General features: G+C 65.8%; 14 protein-coding genes. 6 read left to right on the forward strand and 8 right to left on the reverse strand.

The annotated features are described in order from the left end of the window. Nucleotides 1-19 precede the first annotated feature (19 nt). The 6 genes from AC1RQP_RS19575 to AC1RQP_RS19600 all read left to right on the forward strand — a co-directional run bounded on the left by AC1RQP_RS19575 (nt 20) and on the right by AC1RQP_RS19600 (nt 6,232). Nucleotides 20-1,414 carry an FAD-linked oxidase C-terminal domain-containing protein gene (locus tag AC1RQP_RS19575; protein ID WP_492938175.1) on the forward strand — a complete coding sequence of 465 codons (1,395 nt, stop codon included), beginning with the start codon at nt 20-22 and terminating at the stop codon, nt 1,412-1,414. Further along, entirely contained in the window at nt 1,411-2,934 is a 1,524-nt protein-coding gene (locus AC1RQP_RS19580) for a sugar ABC transporter ATP-binding protein (RefSeq protein WP_492938176.1), read from the forward strand. The genes AC1RQP_RS19575 and AC1RQP_RS19580 overlap by 4 nt, the downstream gene beginning before the upstream one ends. Beyond that, nucleotides 2,927-3,877 (forward strand): ABC transporter permease, encoded by a 951-nt coding sequence (locus AC1RQP_RS19585; protein WP_492938177.1) that lies wholly within the window; start codon nt 2,927-2,929, stop codon nt 3,875-3,877. The genes AC1RQP_RS19580 and AC1RQP_RS19585 overlap by 8 nt, the downstream gene beginning before the upstream one ends. Beyond that, nucleotides 3,874-4,851: an ABC transporter permease gene (locus AC1RQP_RS19590; RefSeq protein WP_197968247.1), complete on the forward strand. Its 978-nt coding sequence runs from the start codon at nt 3,874-3,876 to the stop codon at nt 4,849-4,851. Before AC1RQP_RS19585 ends, AC1RQP_RS19590 begins: the two co-directional genes overlap by 4 nt. 42 nt (nt 4,852-4,893) lie before the next feature. Further along, a complete protein-coding gene (locus AC1RQP_RS19595; protein WP_239622663.1) occupies nt 4,894-5,868 on the forward strand; it encodes a sugar ABC transporter substrate-binding protein in 975 nt (324 codons plus the stop codon). A 76-nt stretch (nt 5,869-5,944) separates the two neighbouring features. Next, entirely contained in the window at nt 5,945-6,232 is a 288-nt protein-coding gene (locus AC1RQP_RS19600) for a YciI family protein (protein ID WP_212370153.1), read from the forward strand. A gap of 3 nt (nt 6,233-6,235) precedes the next feature. On the opposite strand, the gene AC1RQP_RS19605 is transcribed toward AC1RQP_RS19600, so the two are convergent. From AC1RQP_RS19605 to AC1RQP_RS19640, 8 genes are all read right to left on the reverse strand, one after another. Further along, the gene (locus AC1RQP_RS19605) at nt 6,236-7,213 is read right to left on the reverse strand and encodes an ABC transporter ATP-binding protein (protein WP_492938178.1); all 978 of its coding nucleotides are present in this window, start codon (nt 7,211-7,213) and stop codon (nt 6,236-6,238) included. Further along, entirely contained in the window at nt 7,210-8,199 is a 990-nt protein-coding gene (locus tag AC1RQP_RS19610) for an ABC transporter ATP-binding protein (RefSeq protein ID WP_492938179.1), read from the reverse strand. The genes AC1RQP_RS19605 and AC1RQP_RS19610 overlap by 4 nt, the downstream gene beginning before the upstream one ends. Nucleotides 8,200-8,218: 19 nt before the next feature. Beyond that, nucleotides 8,219-9,142 carry an ABC transporter permease gene (locus AC1RQP_RS19615; protein WP_492938180.1) on the reverse strand — a complete coding sequence of 308 codons (924 nt, stop codon included), beginning with the start codon at nt 9,140-9,142 and terminating at the stop codon, nt 8,219-8,221. Beyond that, on the reverse strand, nt 9,139-10,080 hold the full coding sequence (locus tag AC1RQP_RS19620; protein ID WP_239622657.1) for an ABC transporter permease: 942 nt from the start codon (nt 10,078-10,080) through the stop codon (nt 9,139-9,141). The genes AC1RQP_RS19615 and AC1RQP_RS19620 overlap by 4 nt, the downstream gene beginning before the upstream one ends. 17 nt (nt 10,081-10,097) lie before the next feature. Beyond that, nucleotides 10,098-11,699: an ABC transporter substrate-binding protein gene (locus AC1RQP_RS19625; RefSeq protein WP_492938181.1), complete on the reverse strand. Its 1,602-nt coding sequence runs from the start codon at nt 11,697-11,699 to the stop codon at nt 10,098-10,100. A gap of 141 nt (nt 11,700-11,840) precedes the next feature. Next, nucleotides 11,841-13,511 (reverse strand): nickel ABC transporter ATP-binding protein NikE, encoded by a 1,671-nt coding sequence (nikE, locus tag AC1RQP_RS19630; protein WP_492938182.1) that lies wholly within the window; start codon nt 13,509-13,511, stop codon nt 11,841-11,843. Beyond that, a complete protein-coding gene (locus tag AC1RQP_RS19635) occupies nt 13,508-14,356 on the reverse strand; it encodes an ABC transporter permease (protein WP_239622653.1) in 849 nt (282 codons plus the stop codon). The genes nikE and AC1RQP_RS19635 overlap by 4 nt, the downstream gene beginning before the upstream one ends. Continuing rightward, nucleotides 14,353-15,387, reverse strand: a complete 1,035-nt coding sequence (locus AC1RQP_RS19640; protein WP_492938183.1) for an ABC transporter permease — start codon at nt 15,385-15,387, stop codon at nt 14,353-14,355. Before AC1RQP_RS19640 ends, AC1RQP_RS19635 begins: the two co-directional genes overlap by 4 nt. Between the last annotated feature and the right edge of the window lie 22 nt (nt 15,388-15,409).

A 15,409-nucleotide genomic window follows, 5' to 3' on the forward strand; every position in this document is an offset into this window, starting at 1 on the left:
GAGCAGACGGGAGCTGAGGATGGGACCGCGGGTCAGCACGAGCATATTGGCCGATCGTCTCACCGGCATGATCGGCCCGCGCGCGAGCGTTGCGCGCGGCGTGCTCGATCAGCATGGGCAGAGCGAATCGCATTATCAGAGCCTGCCGCCCGATATCGTCGTCTTCCCTGAAACCACGCAGGAGGTCGCGGACATCGTCAAGCTCTGCGCCGGCGCAGGCATGCCGATCGTTCCGTTCGGCGCCGGCACCTCGCTCGAAGGCAACGCGGCCGCGGTCGCCGGCGGCGTCTGCTTCGACTTCGCGCGCATGAACAAGGTTGTCGCAGTGCACGACAGCGACATGGATGTCGTGGTGCAGCCCGGCATCACGCGCAAGCAGCTCAATGCCGAGCTGCGCAATACCGGCCTGTTCTTCCCGATCGACCCCGGCGCCGACGCCTCGATCGGCGGCATGACCTCGACGCGCGCCTCCGGCACCATGGCTGTGCGCTACGGCACCATGAAGGACAATGTCATGGCGCTGGAGGTGGTGCTGGCCGATGGCCGCGTGATCCGGACCGCCAAGCGCGCGCGCAAATCGGCCGCCGGCTATGACCTGACGCGCATGTTCGTCGGCGCCGAAGGCACGCTCGGCGTCATCACCGAGATCACGCTGAAAGTGCATCCGGTCCCGCAGGCCATCTCGGCCGCGGTCTGCAGCTTCGACACCCTGCACGATGCCGTCGATACCGCGATCTCGGTGATCCAGTCCGCGATCCCGGTGGCGCGCATCGAGCTACTCGACGACGTCATGATGCGGGGCATCAATGCCTACGCCAAGCTCGGCTATCGCGAGGCCCCCACCCTGTTCTTCGAATTCCACGGCTCGGAGACCTCCGTCGCCGAGCAGGCGGAGGCCGCGCAGGCCATCGCCGCCGATCATGGCGGCCATGGCTTTGCCTGGGCGAAGGCGCCGGAAGATCGCAGCCGGCTCTGGCACGCCCGCGACAACACGCTCTATGCCGGCCTCGGCCTGCGCCCCGGCGCACGCGCGGTGATCACGGATGTCTGCGTGCCGATCTCGCGGCTGGCGGAATGCCTCACCGAGACGCGGCGCGATGCGGACGAGCACGGCTTTGTCGCGCCGATCGTCGGTCACGTCGGCGACGGCAATTTCCACATGCTGATCCTGATCGATCCCGCAAAGCCGGAGGAGGCCGAAGGCGCCAAGGCGCTGCAGGCCCGCATGGTCGCCCGCGCCATTGCCATGGACGGCACCTGCACCGGCGAGCACGGCATCGGGCTCGGCAAGATCGGCTACCTCTCCGATGAGCTCGGCGAAGCCGTCGACGTGATGCGGCAGATCAAGACCGCGCTTGACCCTGATGGACTGATGAACCCCGGAAAGATCTTTGCGAGCGGAGCCAAGATATGAGCGACGCACTTCCGATAGAGGTCACCTCGCCGACGCCGCTGCTCGAGCTGCGCGGCATCAGCAAGGAATTCCCCGGTGTCAAGGCGCTGGATGACGTGTCCTTTGCCGTCCATCCCGGCGAAGTCCACATGCTGCTGGGCGAGAACGGCGCCGGCAAATCGAGCCTGATGAAGGTGCTCTGCGGCGCCTACCGCGCCGACGCCGGCGAGTTCTATTACAAGGGCGAGACCGTCGCGATCAATTCCACCGCGGACGCGCAGAAGCTCGGCATTGCCGTGATCTTCCAGGAATTCTCGCTGGTCCCCCATCTCGATATCGCCCAGAACATCTTCCTCGGTCGAGAGCCGAAGGGCCGCATCCCCGGTACCATCGATCGCCGGAAGATTTTGGCTGATGCGAGGCGCGTGCTCGGCACGATCGGCTTCGACATCGATCCCTCCACCACCGTCGACAAGCTCGGCGTGGCGCAGCAGCAGATGGTCGAGATCGCGAAAGCGATCAGCCAGGACGCCCGCATCCTGGTCATGGACGAGCCGACCGCGGCGCTGTCGGACCGAGAGACCGAGCTGCTGTTTGCGCTGATCGCGCGGCTGAAGGCCGACGGCGTGTCCATCGTCTACATCTCGCACCGCATGGCCGAGGTGTTCGCGCTCGGCGATCGCATCACCGTGCTGCGCGACGGCCGCCGCATCGACGGCGTCCGTCCCGCTGACGTCACGCCGGACCAGCTCGTCCGCATGATGGTCGGCCGCAACGTCGACATGACCTATCCGCGGCACTTTGCCGACAAGCCCGGCGAGCTGCTGCTCGAGGTCAAGGGCCTGACCGCGCCAACCGGCATCTCGGACATCAATATCGAGGTGCGCCGGGGCGAGATCGTCGGCCTGTGCGGGCTCGTCGGCTCCGGTCGCAGCGAGGTCGCGCGCGCCATTTTCGGCGCCGACCCCGTCACATCAGGGCAGATCATCTTCGATGGCAAGACCATCTCCGGCGAGCCGGACCTCGCCGCCCGCCGCGGCATCGCGCTGATCCCGGAGAGCCGCAAGAGCGAGGGCCTGGCGCTGCTGCGGTCGGTGAGCGACAATCTCGTGGTGTCGGCGCTGCGAAAACTGTTCCCGAGCGGCCTGTTCGACCAGCGCAGTGCGCAGCGCACCGCCGACGGCCTGATCCGCCAGTTGAGGATCGCGACACCGAGTGCGCGGCAAACCGTCGGCCTGCTCTCGGGCGGCAACCAGCAGAAGGTCGTGATCGGCAAGTGGCTGGCTGCCGGCTCAAAGCTGTTCATTTTCGACGAGCCGACGCGGGGCATCGACATCGGCGCCAAGTCCGAGATCTTTGCGCTGATCGACCGCCTCGTCGCGGAAGGCGCGGCGGCCCTGATGATCTCGTCCGAGCAGGTCGAGATCTGCCATGTCTGCGACCGCGCCTATGTGATGCGCGAGGGGCGCATTGCCGGGCACCTGACGCGCAGCGAACTGACGGAGGAGAACATCGTGCGACTGGGGATGCATCATGCGTGAAGCCGCGATCGTCTCAGAGCCCAATCCGCTGCAACGCATTCCCGGCGTTGCCATGGTGCTGGTGCTGCTGATCGCGCTGTTCAGCGTGATCGCGCCCGGCTTCCTGTCGGTCGCCAATCTCTCCAACGTGCTGGTGCAGTCGACCATCCTGACCATGCTCGCGCTGCCGATGACGCTCATCATCATGACGGAAGGGCTGGATCTGTCGATGGGCGCGGTGCTGACGCTGACCTCGCTCTGCGTCGCCATCGTGTCGCTCGCGACCAAGTCGATGCTGCTCGGCTTGGGTGCCGGCCTGCTGGTCGGCACGGCCTTCGGCCTCGCCAATGGCTGGCTGGTCGCGATCGTGGGCATTCCGCCCTTCGTCGCGACGCTGGGCACGCTCGGCATGGCGCAGGGATTGTCGCTGATCGTCAGCGACGGCCAGAGCGTCGTCGGCATTCCCCACAGCGTGCGCGACATCTATTCGGCGACGCTTCTGGGAGTCCCCGTTCCGATCGTGATGGCGCTCGTGACCTACGCGGTCTTCCACGTGCTGCTCTATCATACAAGGTTCGGCACCTACATCTTCGCCCTCGGCGGCAACCGCGAGGCGCTGCGCTATGCCGGCCTCTCGCCGAACCGGCTGTTGATCGCCGTCTACGCGATCGGCGGCGGCATGGCCGGCATCGCGGGTCTCCTGATGACCGCGCGGATGAACTCCGGTCACCCCACCGCCGGCCTCGGTCTCGAATTCGATGCCATCGCCGCCGTCGCCGTCGGTGGCACCTCATTCGAGCGCGGCAATGGCTGGCTGCTCGGCACGCTGCTCGGCGTCCTCTCGGTCGGCGTGCTGCGCAACGGGCTGAACCTGATCTCGCTGCCGTCCTCTGTGCAGGTCGCAAGCGTCGGCGTGCTCGTCATCGTTGCCCTGTTCCTCGACGGCCTCAGGAGCCGCGCATGACCGACATCACCAAGGACGCCATCGCGCCGCCCCGCTCGTTCCTCTCGCAGGACGCGATCCAGGTGTTTTACCGCCTGCTCGCGGCGCTCCTGATCTGCGCGGTGCTCGCCGTGCTCAGCGATTCCTTCCTGAGCCTCGGCAACATCCTCAACGTGCTCAGGCAGGCGAGCCTGACCTTCTTCATCGCTTCCGGCCTGACGCTGGTGGTGCTGACCGCCGGCCTCGATCTGTCCGTCGGCGCCAATGTCGCGCTGTCCGCCTGTATCGCCGGGACCGTGATCCACACGACCGGCTCGCCGGCGCTCGGCATCCTCACCGGCCTTGCCTGCGGCGGCATCGTCGGCCTGCTCAACGGCATCATGGTCACTGCGCTCCGCATCCCCTCCTTCATCGCCACCTACGGCATGCTCTGGGTGCTGAACGGCCTCACCTACTGGTACATGGCGGGCGAGACCCTGCACGGCTTCCCGGCCGGCTTCCGCCAGATCGGCAGCGGCTATCTGTTCGGCCTGCCCATCCCGGTCTATCTGCTGCTGGTCTTCCTCGGGATCGGAACGTTCTTCGCGCAGCGCACGATCTGGGGCCAGGAGATCTATGCGATCGGCGCCAATCCGGTCGCGGCGCGGCTCTCAGGCATCCCGGTCGCGCGGCGCCTGCTGCTGGTCTATGCCGTCTCCGGCACCATGGCCGGGCTCGCCTCGATCATCTTCCTGTCGCGGCTCAATTCGGCCGAGGCCGACATCGGCGAGAGCCTGACGCTGCCCGCCATCGCGGCCGTGCTGATCGGCGGCACCTCGCTGTTCGGCGGCGTCGGCACCGTGTTCGGCACCTTCATCGGCGCGCTGATCCTCACCTTGGTGCTGAATGGCATGAACCTGCTCTCGGTCAGCGCCAACTGGCAGCCGCTCGTCACCGGCGTCATCGTCATTCTCGCGGTCTGGCTCGACATGAAGACCCGCCGCCGCGCGCAATGAGTTCTTGAAGTTCCAACAAGCAAAACGAGGGATGGAGGCAACATGAAACAGAAACTTGGCTATCTGGCGCTGCCGCTGCTGATGGCGGCCGCGTTCACCACCGGGGCGCGCGCCGATGGCGAGACCATCGCCGTCTTCACCAAGAACCAGACCAATCCGTTCTTCCAGACGGTGCGGGTCGGCGCCGACAACATGGCGAAGACGCTGAACGCGAAGACGCTTCAGTACATCCCGACCAAGCCGGACTCGATCCCCGAGCAGCTCAGCCAGATCGAGGACGTCGTGGTGAAGAAGCCGAGCGCGATCGTCTTCACGCCGGTCGACTACAAGGCGATGGTGCCCGGCGTCGAGAAGATCAACGAGGCCAAGATCCCGGTCGTCAACATCACCGACCGCTCAGCCGGCGGCAAGTTCCTGTCCTTCGTCGGCGCCGACGACTACAGCCTCGGGCTGGAGACCGCGCGCTTCCTGCTGAAGACGCTGGGCGGCAAGGGCAACATCGTCATCATCGAGGGCGTCAAGGGCTCGCTGACCAATGTCGACCGCGTCCGCGGCTTCAACGACGCGCTGAAGGAGAATCCGGGCGCCAAGCTGCTGGCCTCCCAGCCCGGCAACTATCAGCGGCTCCAGGCGCTCCAGGTGATGGAGAACCTGATGCAGTCGAACTCGCAGATCGACGGCGTGCTCGCCGCCAACGACGCCATGGCGGTCGGCGCGATCGAGGCGCTCGACGGCGCCAATCGCAAGGCCCAGGTGATCGGCATCAACGGCACTAAGGAGGCAATCGACGCGATCAAGTCAGGCAAGCTGCTGGCGAGCGGCGACTACAACGGCTTTGCGCAAGGTTGCCTCGGCACCATGATGGCGATCCGCTCCTTGCGCAATCAGCCCGTCATCAGCGAGATTGTGCTGAAGCCGACCGTCATCACCAAGGACAATTACCAGCCGTTCGACGTGCCGCTGGAGCAGCGCACCTGCCCGACCTTCGAGGACGCCGGCAAGCTCGGCGCGAAGTAGACCACCCGATCACGTCGAGTCCGGACGGCCGCCCCCGCGGCCGTCCCAAGAACCGAAGCAAGAAACGGAGACCATCATGCTGTTCGCCATTCACGCTCTCGACCGCACCGGTGCGCTGCCCACGCGGCTTGCCAATTACGACGCGCACAAGGCTTTCCTGAGCGATACTTCGCGCTTCGGCGTCAAGATCGTGATGTCGGGGCCGCTGGTCTCCGACGACGGCCAGACGATGATCGGCAGCCTGTTCCTGATCGAAGCGCCGGGCCGCGCCGAGGTCGAAGCCTTCAACCGCGCAGATCCCTTTGCTGCCGCCGGCATCTGGGAAAAGGTCACGATCACGGGCTTCCTGCGCCGGCAGGGTTAGACCCTACGGCACTTCGTCGAGGTGACAGGCCACCCACTGCTCGGCTCCGGTCGAACGCAGCGTCGGCTCCTCTGTCCGGCAGCGGTCGAAGACGAACGGGCAGCGGGTGTGAAAGCGGCATCCGTTCGGCGGGTTGATAGGGCTCGGCACGTCACCCTTGAGAATGATCGGATTGCGCTGCGCTCCGGGCTCCGGCAGCGGCACGGCCGAGAGCAGCGCCTTGGTGTAGGGGTGCCTTGGCGCGGCAAAGATCTCCCGCCGCGGCGCCACTTCCACGATCTTGCCGAGATACATGACCGCAACGCGATGGGTCATGTGCTCGACGATCGCGAGATCGTGGCTGATGAACAGCAGCGCGAGGCCGAACTCGCTTTGGAGATCCTGCAGCAGATTGACGATCTGCGCCTTGACCGAAACGTCGAGCGCGGAAACCGCCTCGTCGCACACTATCAGCTCGGGTTCTGCCGCGAGCGCGCGCGCAATGCCGATGCGCTGACGCTGGCCGCCGGAGAATTCGTGGGGCCTGCGGTTCAGCGCCTCGCGCGGCAGGCGGACCGTGTCCATCAGCGATGTGACGCGAACCTCGAGATCTTCCGCAGACTTGGCGAGGCCGAAATTGCGGATCGGCTCGGCGAGAATATCGCGCACGCGCATGCGCGGATTGAGGCTCGAGAACGGATCCTGGAACACCACCTGCACGCGCCGGCGCATCTGGCGCATCGTGCTCGGCGCGGCGTCGTCGATCCTCTGGCCGTCGAGGATGACCTGGCCCGAGGTGATCTCGAACAGCCGCAGGATGGCGCGGCCGACCGTCGATTTGCCGCAGCCGGACTCCCCGACCAGCGACAGGGTCTCGCCCCGCGCGATCTCGAACGACACGCCGTCGACCGCATAGACGAATTCGGACTTGCGGCCGAACAGGCCGGTCTTGACCGGAAAGTGCTTCTTGAGGTCGTTGACCTGGAGCAGCGGAGGACTCATGCCGCGATGGCTCCCTTGGCGGCGTAATGACAGGCGGCGACGTGACGGGGCCCCTTCTCCTCCAGCCCCGGCGCATATTGGCGGCAGAGATCGGTCGCGAGCGCACAGCGGCCGGCAAAGACGCAGCCGGTGATCGGCTTGCGGAGATCCGGCACCTGCCCGGGAATCTCGGCAAGCCGTCTTGCCGTGCCCGTCAGCGAGGAGCCGAGCCGCGGCACCGCGCCAAGCAAACCTTGTGTGTAGGGATGACGCGGCGACCGGAACAACTCGGCCACCGGCGCCTCCTCGACCTTGCGGCCGGCATACATCACCATGACGCGCTCGGCGATCTCGGCGACGACGCCGAGATCGTGGGTGATGAGGATGATCGCAGCGCCGACCCGGCGCTTCAGGTCCAGCATCAGCTTCAGGATCTGCGCCTGGATCGTGACGTCGAGCGCGGTTGTCGGCTCGTCCGCAATGAGAAGCTTGGGATTGCAGGCGAGCGCGATGGCGATCATGACGCGCTGACGCATGCCGCCGGAAAGCTGATGCGGATATTCGCGCACCCGGCGTTTCGGCTCGGGAATGCCCACCAGCGTCAGCATCTCGATCGCGTGCGCCTCTGCCTTCTGCTTGTCGAGGCCCTGATGGATCATCAAGGTCTCGCGGATCTGGCGGCCGACGGTCAGGACCGGATTGAGGCTGGTCATCGGCTCCTGGAAGATCATCGAGATGTCGTTGCCGCGGATCGCGCGCATCTCGCGATCGGACAGCTGCAGCAGGTCCCTGCCCGCAAAGCGGATGGTGCCGGCGATCCTGCCCGGCGGCTCCGGGATCAGTCGCATCAGCGACATCGACGTCACCGACTTGCCGCAGCCGGACTCGCCGACGATGGCGAGCGTCTCGCCCTCGTTGACATGGAAGGACACCCCGTCCACCGCGCGATTGATGCCGCTGGGGGTGCGGAAATGGGTCTGGAGGTTCTCGACTTCGAGCAAAGCCATCGCGATCAGCCTCGATCCATCAGAGGCTCTTGGCCATGCGCGGGTCGAGCGCATCGCGAAGGCCGTCGCCGAGCAAATTCACGGCGAGAACGGTGACCGACAGGAACGCCGCCGGGAAGAACACGATGTAGGGCTTCACCTGCCACAGCGCGCGGCCCTCGGCCATGATGTTGCCCCAGGACGGGATGGTCGGCGGCGTACCGGCGCCGATGAAGGACAGGATCGCCTCGGTGATCATGGCGCTGGCGCAGATATAGGTCGCCTGCACCAGCATCGGCGCGACCGTGTTGGGCAGGATATGGCGGAGTATGATCATTGGCGAGCGCGTGCCGCAAGCCACGGCCGCATCCACATAGGGCTGCTCGCGAAGCGACAGCACCACACTGCGGACTAGGCGCGAGACGCGCGGGATTTCGGCAACGGTGATGGCCAGGATGACGTTGCCGACGCTGCCGCGCGTCAGCGCCATCAGCGCGATCGCGAGCAGGATCGGCGGGATCGACATCAAGCCATCCATGAACCGCATCAGGATGCCGTCGGCCCAACGGATGAATCCGGAGACCATGCCGATGGCGAGACCCGCCGCAGATGCGAAGATCGCGACCGACAGGCCGACCGTGAGCGAGACGCGCGCGCCGAACAGCACGCGGGAATAGATGTCGCGGCCGAGCACGTCGGTGCCGAACCAGAAATCGGCCGACGGCGCCCGTGTGCGCTTGGCGGGCGCGAGCGCGGTCGGATCGACCGTACCGAGATAAGGCGCGAAGACCGCGATCAGCACGAGCGCCAGCAACAGCGCGCCGCCGATCGCGACCGTCGGATGGCCGCGCAGGAGGCCGACGAAGCCGCGCCGGATCGTGACCGGCCGCAGGATCTCGGGCAGCTGCGGCGCGACGACGAGGCCGGCCGGCAGCGATTGCGGATTGACGGTGGTATCGGTCAATAGCGGATCCTCGGGTCAACGAGCGTGTAGACGACGTCGATCATCAGATTGACGAGGACGTAGACGAAGCTGAACAGCAGCACGATGCCCTGGATCACCGGATAGTCGCGGCGCAGGATCGCATCGATGGTGAGGCGGCCGAGGCCGGGGATCGCGAACACGCTCTCGGTCACGACCGCGCCGCCGATCAGAAGCGCGATGCCGATCCCGATCACGGTCACGATCGGTACCGCCGCGTTCTTCAGCGCGTGAATGAACAGGATGCCGCCCTGCCCGAGTCCCTTGGCCTTCGCAGTGCGGATATAGTCCTGCTGCAGCACTTCGAGCATGGCCGCCCGCGTGATGCGTGCGACCAGCGCGATATAGACGCAGCCGAGCGCGATCGCCGGCAGGATCAGGTTCTCGAGCCACGGCCAGAAGCCCTGCGTGAGCGGCGTATAGCCCTGCACCGGCAGCCATTCGAGCTCCAGCGCGAAGATATAGGCGAGCATGTAGCCGACCACGAACACGGGCAACGAGAAGCCGAACACGGCAAAGCCCATGATGACGCGGTCGATCAGGCTGCCCGCCTTCCACGCCGCCACCACGCCGAGCGGCACCGCCACCACGATCGTGAGCAGCAGCGTGACCATCATCAGCGACAGCGTCGGACCGAGACGCTGCCCGATCATCGCCGAGACCGGCAGATTGGTGAAGATCGAGGTGCCGAGATCGCCGTGCAGGATGCGCCAGACCCAGCTTCCGAACTGGACCAGGAACGGACGGTTGAGGCCGAGGCTCTGCCGGATGCGCTCCACATCCTCCGGACTCGCCTGGTCGCCCGCGATCACCACGGCCGGATCACCCGGCGCGATGTAGAGCAGGCTGAACACGAACAGCGCGACGATCGCCATGACTGGCAAGGTCGCGACGATGCGACGGAGGATGTAGGAGAGCATCTGGCCTCAGCGCACGATCATGCAGACTTGGACACGCCCCAGAAGAACGGCAGCGGCCCCTTGGTGATGCCGGAGACGTTCTTGCGCCACGCAGTGTAGCTCAGGAAGAAGCCCGTCGGCGCGTAGACGACGTCATCGAGGGCCGCCTTGTTGAGGCGGCCGATGGCGGCCTTCTCCTCGTCGAGGTTCTTGGCCTCGAACCAGGACGCGACCTCCTTCTCCGTGCCGGGGCTGTTCGGCCAACCGAACCAGGCCTTGTCGCCGTTGGCGCGAATGGCGGTGTATGGGGCGGGATTGATGCAGTCTGCGCCGGCGTGCCAGGTGTGGAACATGTTCCAGCCACCCTGTCCGGGCGGCGTCTTCTGCGCGCGGCGCGAGCCGACCGTGCCCCAATCGGTGGCGACGAAGTCGACATTCATGCCGAGCTTCTTCAGCAGGTCCGCGGTGACGTCGCCCTGTGCCTTGGTGATCGGCTGGTCCTGTGCCACCAGGCACGTCACCGGCTGGCCGGAATAGCCGCTCTCGGCCAGAAGCTTCTTGGCCGCATCGAGATCGCGCTTGCCCTTCAGGATCTCGCCGCCGGCTTCGCTGTAAAGCGGCGTCTCCGGCGTGAAGAAGCCGGGCAGCGGCTTCCAGAGTGCCGTGTCGTCGCCGACGATCGCGCGCATGTAGTCTTCCTGGCTGAGCGCCATCAGCACCGCTCGCCGCGCCCGCACGTCATTGAAGGGCGCAAAGAGATGGTTCATGCGGAACGAGCCGATATTGCCGAGGGGATCGCCGATATCGACGCTGATGTTCTTGTTCTTCTTCAGGACCGGAACGAGGTCTGCAATCGGGCTCTCCCACCAGTCGACCTCGCCGTTCTGCAAGGCGGCGGCTGCCGTGGCGGGATCGGGCATCACGATCCATTCGACGCGATCGACCAGGATCTGCTTGCCACCCGCGAGCCAGGATGCCTTCTCCTGCCGCGGCACGTAGTCGGTGAACTTCTCGAACACCGCCTTCGCGCCGGGCACCCACTCGCCCTTGGCGAATTTCATCGGCCCGGAGCCGACATATTCGGTGATCTGCTTGAACGGATCGGTCTGCGCGATGCGCTCCGGCATGATGAAGCCGCACGGCGAGTTGTTCTTGGCCAGCGCGTAGAGCAGCTTCGGGAAGGGCTGCTTGAGCACCCATTTGAAGGTGCGGTCATCGACGGCAGTCAGCTCCTGCTGCAGCGCCTTGATCATCAGTCCCATCGGATCGCGCGCCGACCAGCGCGTCAGGCTTGCAACGACGTCCTTGCTCAGCACCGGCTCGCCGTCATGGAACTTGAGGCCCGGCCGCAATTTGAACGTCCAGGTGGTGCCGTCGTCGGTCACTTCCTCGGACTCGACCATCTGACGCTGCGGCTGCAACGAGGAATCGATGCCGTAGAGCGTGTCCCAGACCATCGCGGCGGCATTACGCACGACATATTGGGTACCCCAGATCGGGTCGAAATTGGCGAGATTGGCCTGGGGCACGAAGCGGAGGGTCCGGGCGGATGCGCCTTGCGCAATCGCGGGCGCCGAGAGACCGGTCAATGCCAGACCGCCCGCGCCGGCCAGTCCCTTCAATACGGTCCTGCGATCCATGAAATCCTCCCAGTAATGCCGTGATTCCGGCCAGCATTGGCCAGGGGCAAGTGAAACCGAGCCCATTTGCAAGCAAATGGTATGCCACTAAATGGGCCTTCGCCGGCGGATCTCATTTCTCTTTCTTGGCCGCGCGAGGCTTCAAAGAGCGGCCTGCAGCGTCGGTCCGGTCTCGATGTGCGGGATCGCCTCGACCAGTTTGCGCGTGTAGTCGGTCTTCGGATTGTCGAACAGCGCCCGGCTTTCACCCTGCTCGACGATGCCGCCATTGCGCAGCACGATGGTGCGGTCGCAGAGCATGCGCACCACGTTGAGATCGTGGCTGACGAACAGCAGCGCGATGTCGTTCTCGCGCCGCAGGCGGTCGAGCAGCTGCAGCACCACTGCCTGTACCGAGACGTCGAGCGCGGCGGTCGGCTCGTCCAGCACCAGGAGCCGCGGCCGGCAGGCGATGGCACGGGCGATGCCGACGCGGGCCTTCTGCCCGCCGGAGAGCTGATGCGGAAACCGCGGCAACAGATCGAGCGGCAGCCCGACGCGCTGCGCGCATTCTTCCACCCGCTGACGCAGCGCCTCACCCGTGCGCATGCCGTCGAGCCGCATCAAGGGATGGGCAATACAATCGAAAGCGGTAAAGCGCGGGTTGAGACTCTCGTTCGGATCCTGAAAGACCATCTGGATGTCTTTGCGAAATGGCGAGCGGTGAAAATCACGCGACGCCACGTGCCCGATCGACTGCCCGTCGAACACGATGTCGCCTTCGCTCGGGTCGATCAGGCGACAGATCATGCGCGACGTCGTACTCTTGCCTGAGCCGGACTCGCCGACCAGACCGACGCTCTCGCCGCCGGCCATGATCATCGAAAAGTCGGCAACCGCGGCGGAGCCCTGGTCGAAACGCTTTGCGAGCTTCCGCACTTCCAGCAGCGGCGGCGTGCCATGTGGCAGCACCGGCCGTGGCTTGTCGAGAATGGCGTTGTAACGCTCTCTCTCCTCTTCCGTCACGAGGTCCTCGATCCGTGACGTCGCCGTCGGCGATGCCGCAACCAGGCGCCTCGTATAGGCGTGCTGCGGCGCGCTGAAGAGCTTGCCGGGGCTCGCCTCCTCGACGATGCGGCCACGCTCCATCACGGCGATGCGGCGGCAATAGCGCGCGGCGAGGCCGAGGTCATGCGTGATCAGGATCGTCGCCATGCCTCGCGCGGCGGCAATGTCTGCCAGGAGATCCATCACCACCTTCTGCGTGGTGACGTCGAGCCCGGTCGTCGGCTCGTCGGCGATCAGCAGCGCGGGATTGCAGGAGATCGCAATCGCGATCATGACGCGCTGGCACATGCCGCCCGACAGCTCGTGCGGATAGGCGTTCATCCGCTGCTCGGGATCCCGGATCTGAACGGCGCGCAGCAGGTCCAGCGCCTCGGCGCGCGCGGCCTCCTTCGAGATGCGCTTGTGCGTGAGGATCGCGTCCGCGATCTGCAATCCGATGGCCCGGATCGGATTGAGCGCCGCCCGCGGGTTCTGGAAGATCATCGACATCGCGGCGCCCTGGAGCTGACGGAGGTCATCGCCCCTGAGCTTGGTGACGTCCTGGCCGCGAAACAGGATCTTGCCGCCGGTGACGCGCCCGGCGGCATCGAGCAGCCGCGTCGTCGCAAAGCCGGTGACCGACTTGCCCGAGCCGCTCTCGCCGACGAGGCCGAGCATCTCACCGGCCTTGACGGTCAGCGTCACGCCGCGCACGGCTTCGACCATTCCGCGCCGCGTCGAGAACGCGACGTGGAGGTCGTCGATCCTGAGCAGGTCCTCGCTCATGTGCGCATCCGGGGATCGAGAATGTCCCGCATCCCGTCGCCGAGGAGATTGAAGCACAGCACCGCCATCATCAGCGCGAGGCCCGGAAAGGCCACCAGCCACCACCGTCCCGTCGAGATGAAGCGTGCGCCTTCGGCGACCATGATGCCCCATTCCGGCGTCGGCGGCTTGACGCCGAGGCCGATGAAGGACAGGCCGGCCGCGTTCAGAATCGCCCAGCCGAGATTGAGCGAGATCTGCACCGCCATCGCCGGCAGGATGTTCGGCAGCAGGAAGCGCAGCACCACGGAAAAATGGCTCTCGCCGCAGGCGCGTGCGGCCTCGACCCAGCCGACATTGCGCCTGACGTTGACCTCGGCCCGTGCAAAGCGGATGTAGAAGGGAAGATTGATGATCGCGGTCGCGATCACGATGTTCTCGATCCGGTTGCCGAGCGCAGCCACCATCGCCATCGCCAGCACGAACAGCGGGAACGCCATCATCACGTCGACGAAACGGCCGACGGCGCGATCGAGCCGGCCGCCGGCATAGCCGCAGAACGCGCCGACGACGGCCCCGATCACGAAGGAGATGCCGACCGCGGAGACTGCGATGGCAAGGTCGAGGCGCGCGGCGATGATGAGACGGCTGAACACGTCGCGCCCGAGTTGGTCCGTACCGGCAATGTGCGTCGCGCTCGGCGGCTGCAACGCCTCCGAGACGTTCGAGGCTACGGGATCGTAAGGCACGATCCACGGTCCGAAGATCGCGACCAGGACGAAGAGGAGCACACCGGTCGCAGCAACCGCGGTGAGCGGATTGCCGCGCAGTATCCAGACCGAATGGCGAAGGGTTGCACTGGTCATTCGATCGACACCCGGGGATCGGCGATGCCGTAGCAGACATCGACCACGAGATTGACCAGCACGAACAGGCTGGCCATCAGCAGCACGAAGCCCTGCACCGGCGCATAGTCGGACGACAGCAGCGCATCGAGCGCATAGGACGCCACGCCCGGCCAGGAGAACACCTTCTCCACCAGCACGTTGGCGCCCAGCATGGTCGAGAACACGATGCCGGCGATGGTGATGACGGGAAGGATCGCATTGCGCAGCGCGTAGGTCACGACCACCTTGCGCCAGGACAATCCGACCGAGCGCGCGGTGCGCACGAAATCGCTGCCGAGCGAGACCAGCATCGACGCGCGCGTGATCCGCGCCAGCGGCGCGATCACGAACAAGGCCATGCTCACCGCCGGCAGGATCAGCTGCTTGCAAGCCGCCCACCAGCCGTCAAGATCGCCCGCCAGCAGGAAATCGATCGAGAGAAAACCGGTGTGCTGCGGCGGCAGCGAGGTGAAGACGTCGATCCTCCCGGTGGGATCAGGAGCCAGCCCGAGCAGATAGTAGAAGACGTAGATCAACAGCAGGCCCGACACGAAGGTCGGCACGCAGACACCGAGCGCACAGAACAGCCGCACGCCGTGATCGACGATCGAGCCCGGCCGCAACGCAGCGACCACCCCGAGCGGCACCGCCGCGATCAGCGCGATCAGGAGTGCGGTGAAGGTGAGCTCGAGCGACGCCGGCAGCCGCTCTCGCAGGTCCTTCAGCACCGGCTGTCCCGTCATCATGGAGCGGCCGAGATTGCCGTGACCGATGTCGGAGAGATAGAACACCAGCTGCTCCGGCACCGACTTGTTGAGCCCCATCTGCTTGCGGATCTGCTCGATCTCCTCCTTGCCGGCATTGGGCCCCGAGGCGAAGAACACCGCGGGGTCGCCGGGCAGGACGCGCATCAACAGGAAGGTGAAGACCAGCACGCCGAACAATGCTGGCAGCGACGACAGAAGCCGCCTGCCCGCTCTCACTATCGTTGCACCAAGACCGGTCTTCACCCTTAGGAGCCTCCCTTGCCTT

It is taken from the genome of Bradyrhizobium sp. GW821-FHT13H06, assembly GCF_058803975.1.

Excerpts from the sequence above, each read along its gene's own strand:
- AC1RQP_RS19585 (WP_492938177.1), top strand. The coding sequence starts at position 2,927 with ATGCGTGAAGCCGCGATCGTCTCAGAGCCCAATCCGCTGCAACGCATT.
- AC1RQP_RS19575 (WP_492938175.1), top strand. The coding sequence starts at position 20 with ATGGGACCGCGGGTCAGCACGAGCATATTGGCCGATCGTCTCACCGGC.
- AC1RQP_RS19605 (WP_492938178.1), bottom strand. The coding sequence starts at position 7,213 with ATGAGTCCTCCGCTGCTCCAGGTCAACGACCTCAAGAAGCACTTTCCG.
- AC1RQP_RS19625 (WP_492938181.1), bottom strand. The coding sequence starts at position 11,699 with ATGGATCGCAGGACCGTATTGAAGGGACTGGCCGGCGCGGGCGGTCTG.
- nikE (WP_492938182.1), bottom strand. The coding sequence starts at position 13,511 with ATGAGCGAGGACCTGCTCAGGATCGACGACCTCCACGTCGCGTTCTCG.
- AC1RQP_RS19580 (WP_492938176.1), top strand. The coding sequence starts at position 1,411 with ATGAGCGACGCACTTCCGATAGAGGTCACCTCGCCGACGCCGCTGCTC.
- AC1RQP_RS19595 (WP_239622663.1), top strand. The coding sequence starts at position 4,894 with ATGAAACAGAAACTTGGCTATCTGGCGCTGCCGCTGCTGATGGCGGCC.
- AC1RQP_RS19590 (WP_197968247.1), top strand. The coding sequence starts at position 3,874 with ATGACCGACATCACCAAGGACGCCATCGCGCCGCCCCGCTCGTTCCTC.
- AC1RQP_RS19610 (WP_492938179.1), bottom strand. The coding sequence starts at position 8,199 with ATGGCTTTGCTCGAAGTCGAGAACCTCCAGACCCATTTCCGCACCCCC.
- AC1RQP_RS19620 (WP_239622657.1), bottom strand. The coding sequence starts at position 10,080 with ATGCTCTCCTACATCCTCCGTCGCATCGTCGCGACCTTGCCAGTCATG.
- AC1RQP_RS19600 (WP_212370153.1), top strand. The coding sequence starts at position 5,945 with ATGCTGTTCGCCATTCACGCTCTCGACCGCACCGGTGCGCTGCCCACG.
- AC1RQP_RS19635 (WP_239622653.1), bottom strand. The coding sequence starts at position 14,356 with ATGACCAGTGCAACCCTTCGCCATTCGGTCTGGATACTGCGCGGCAAT.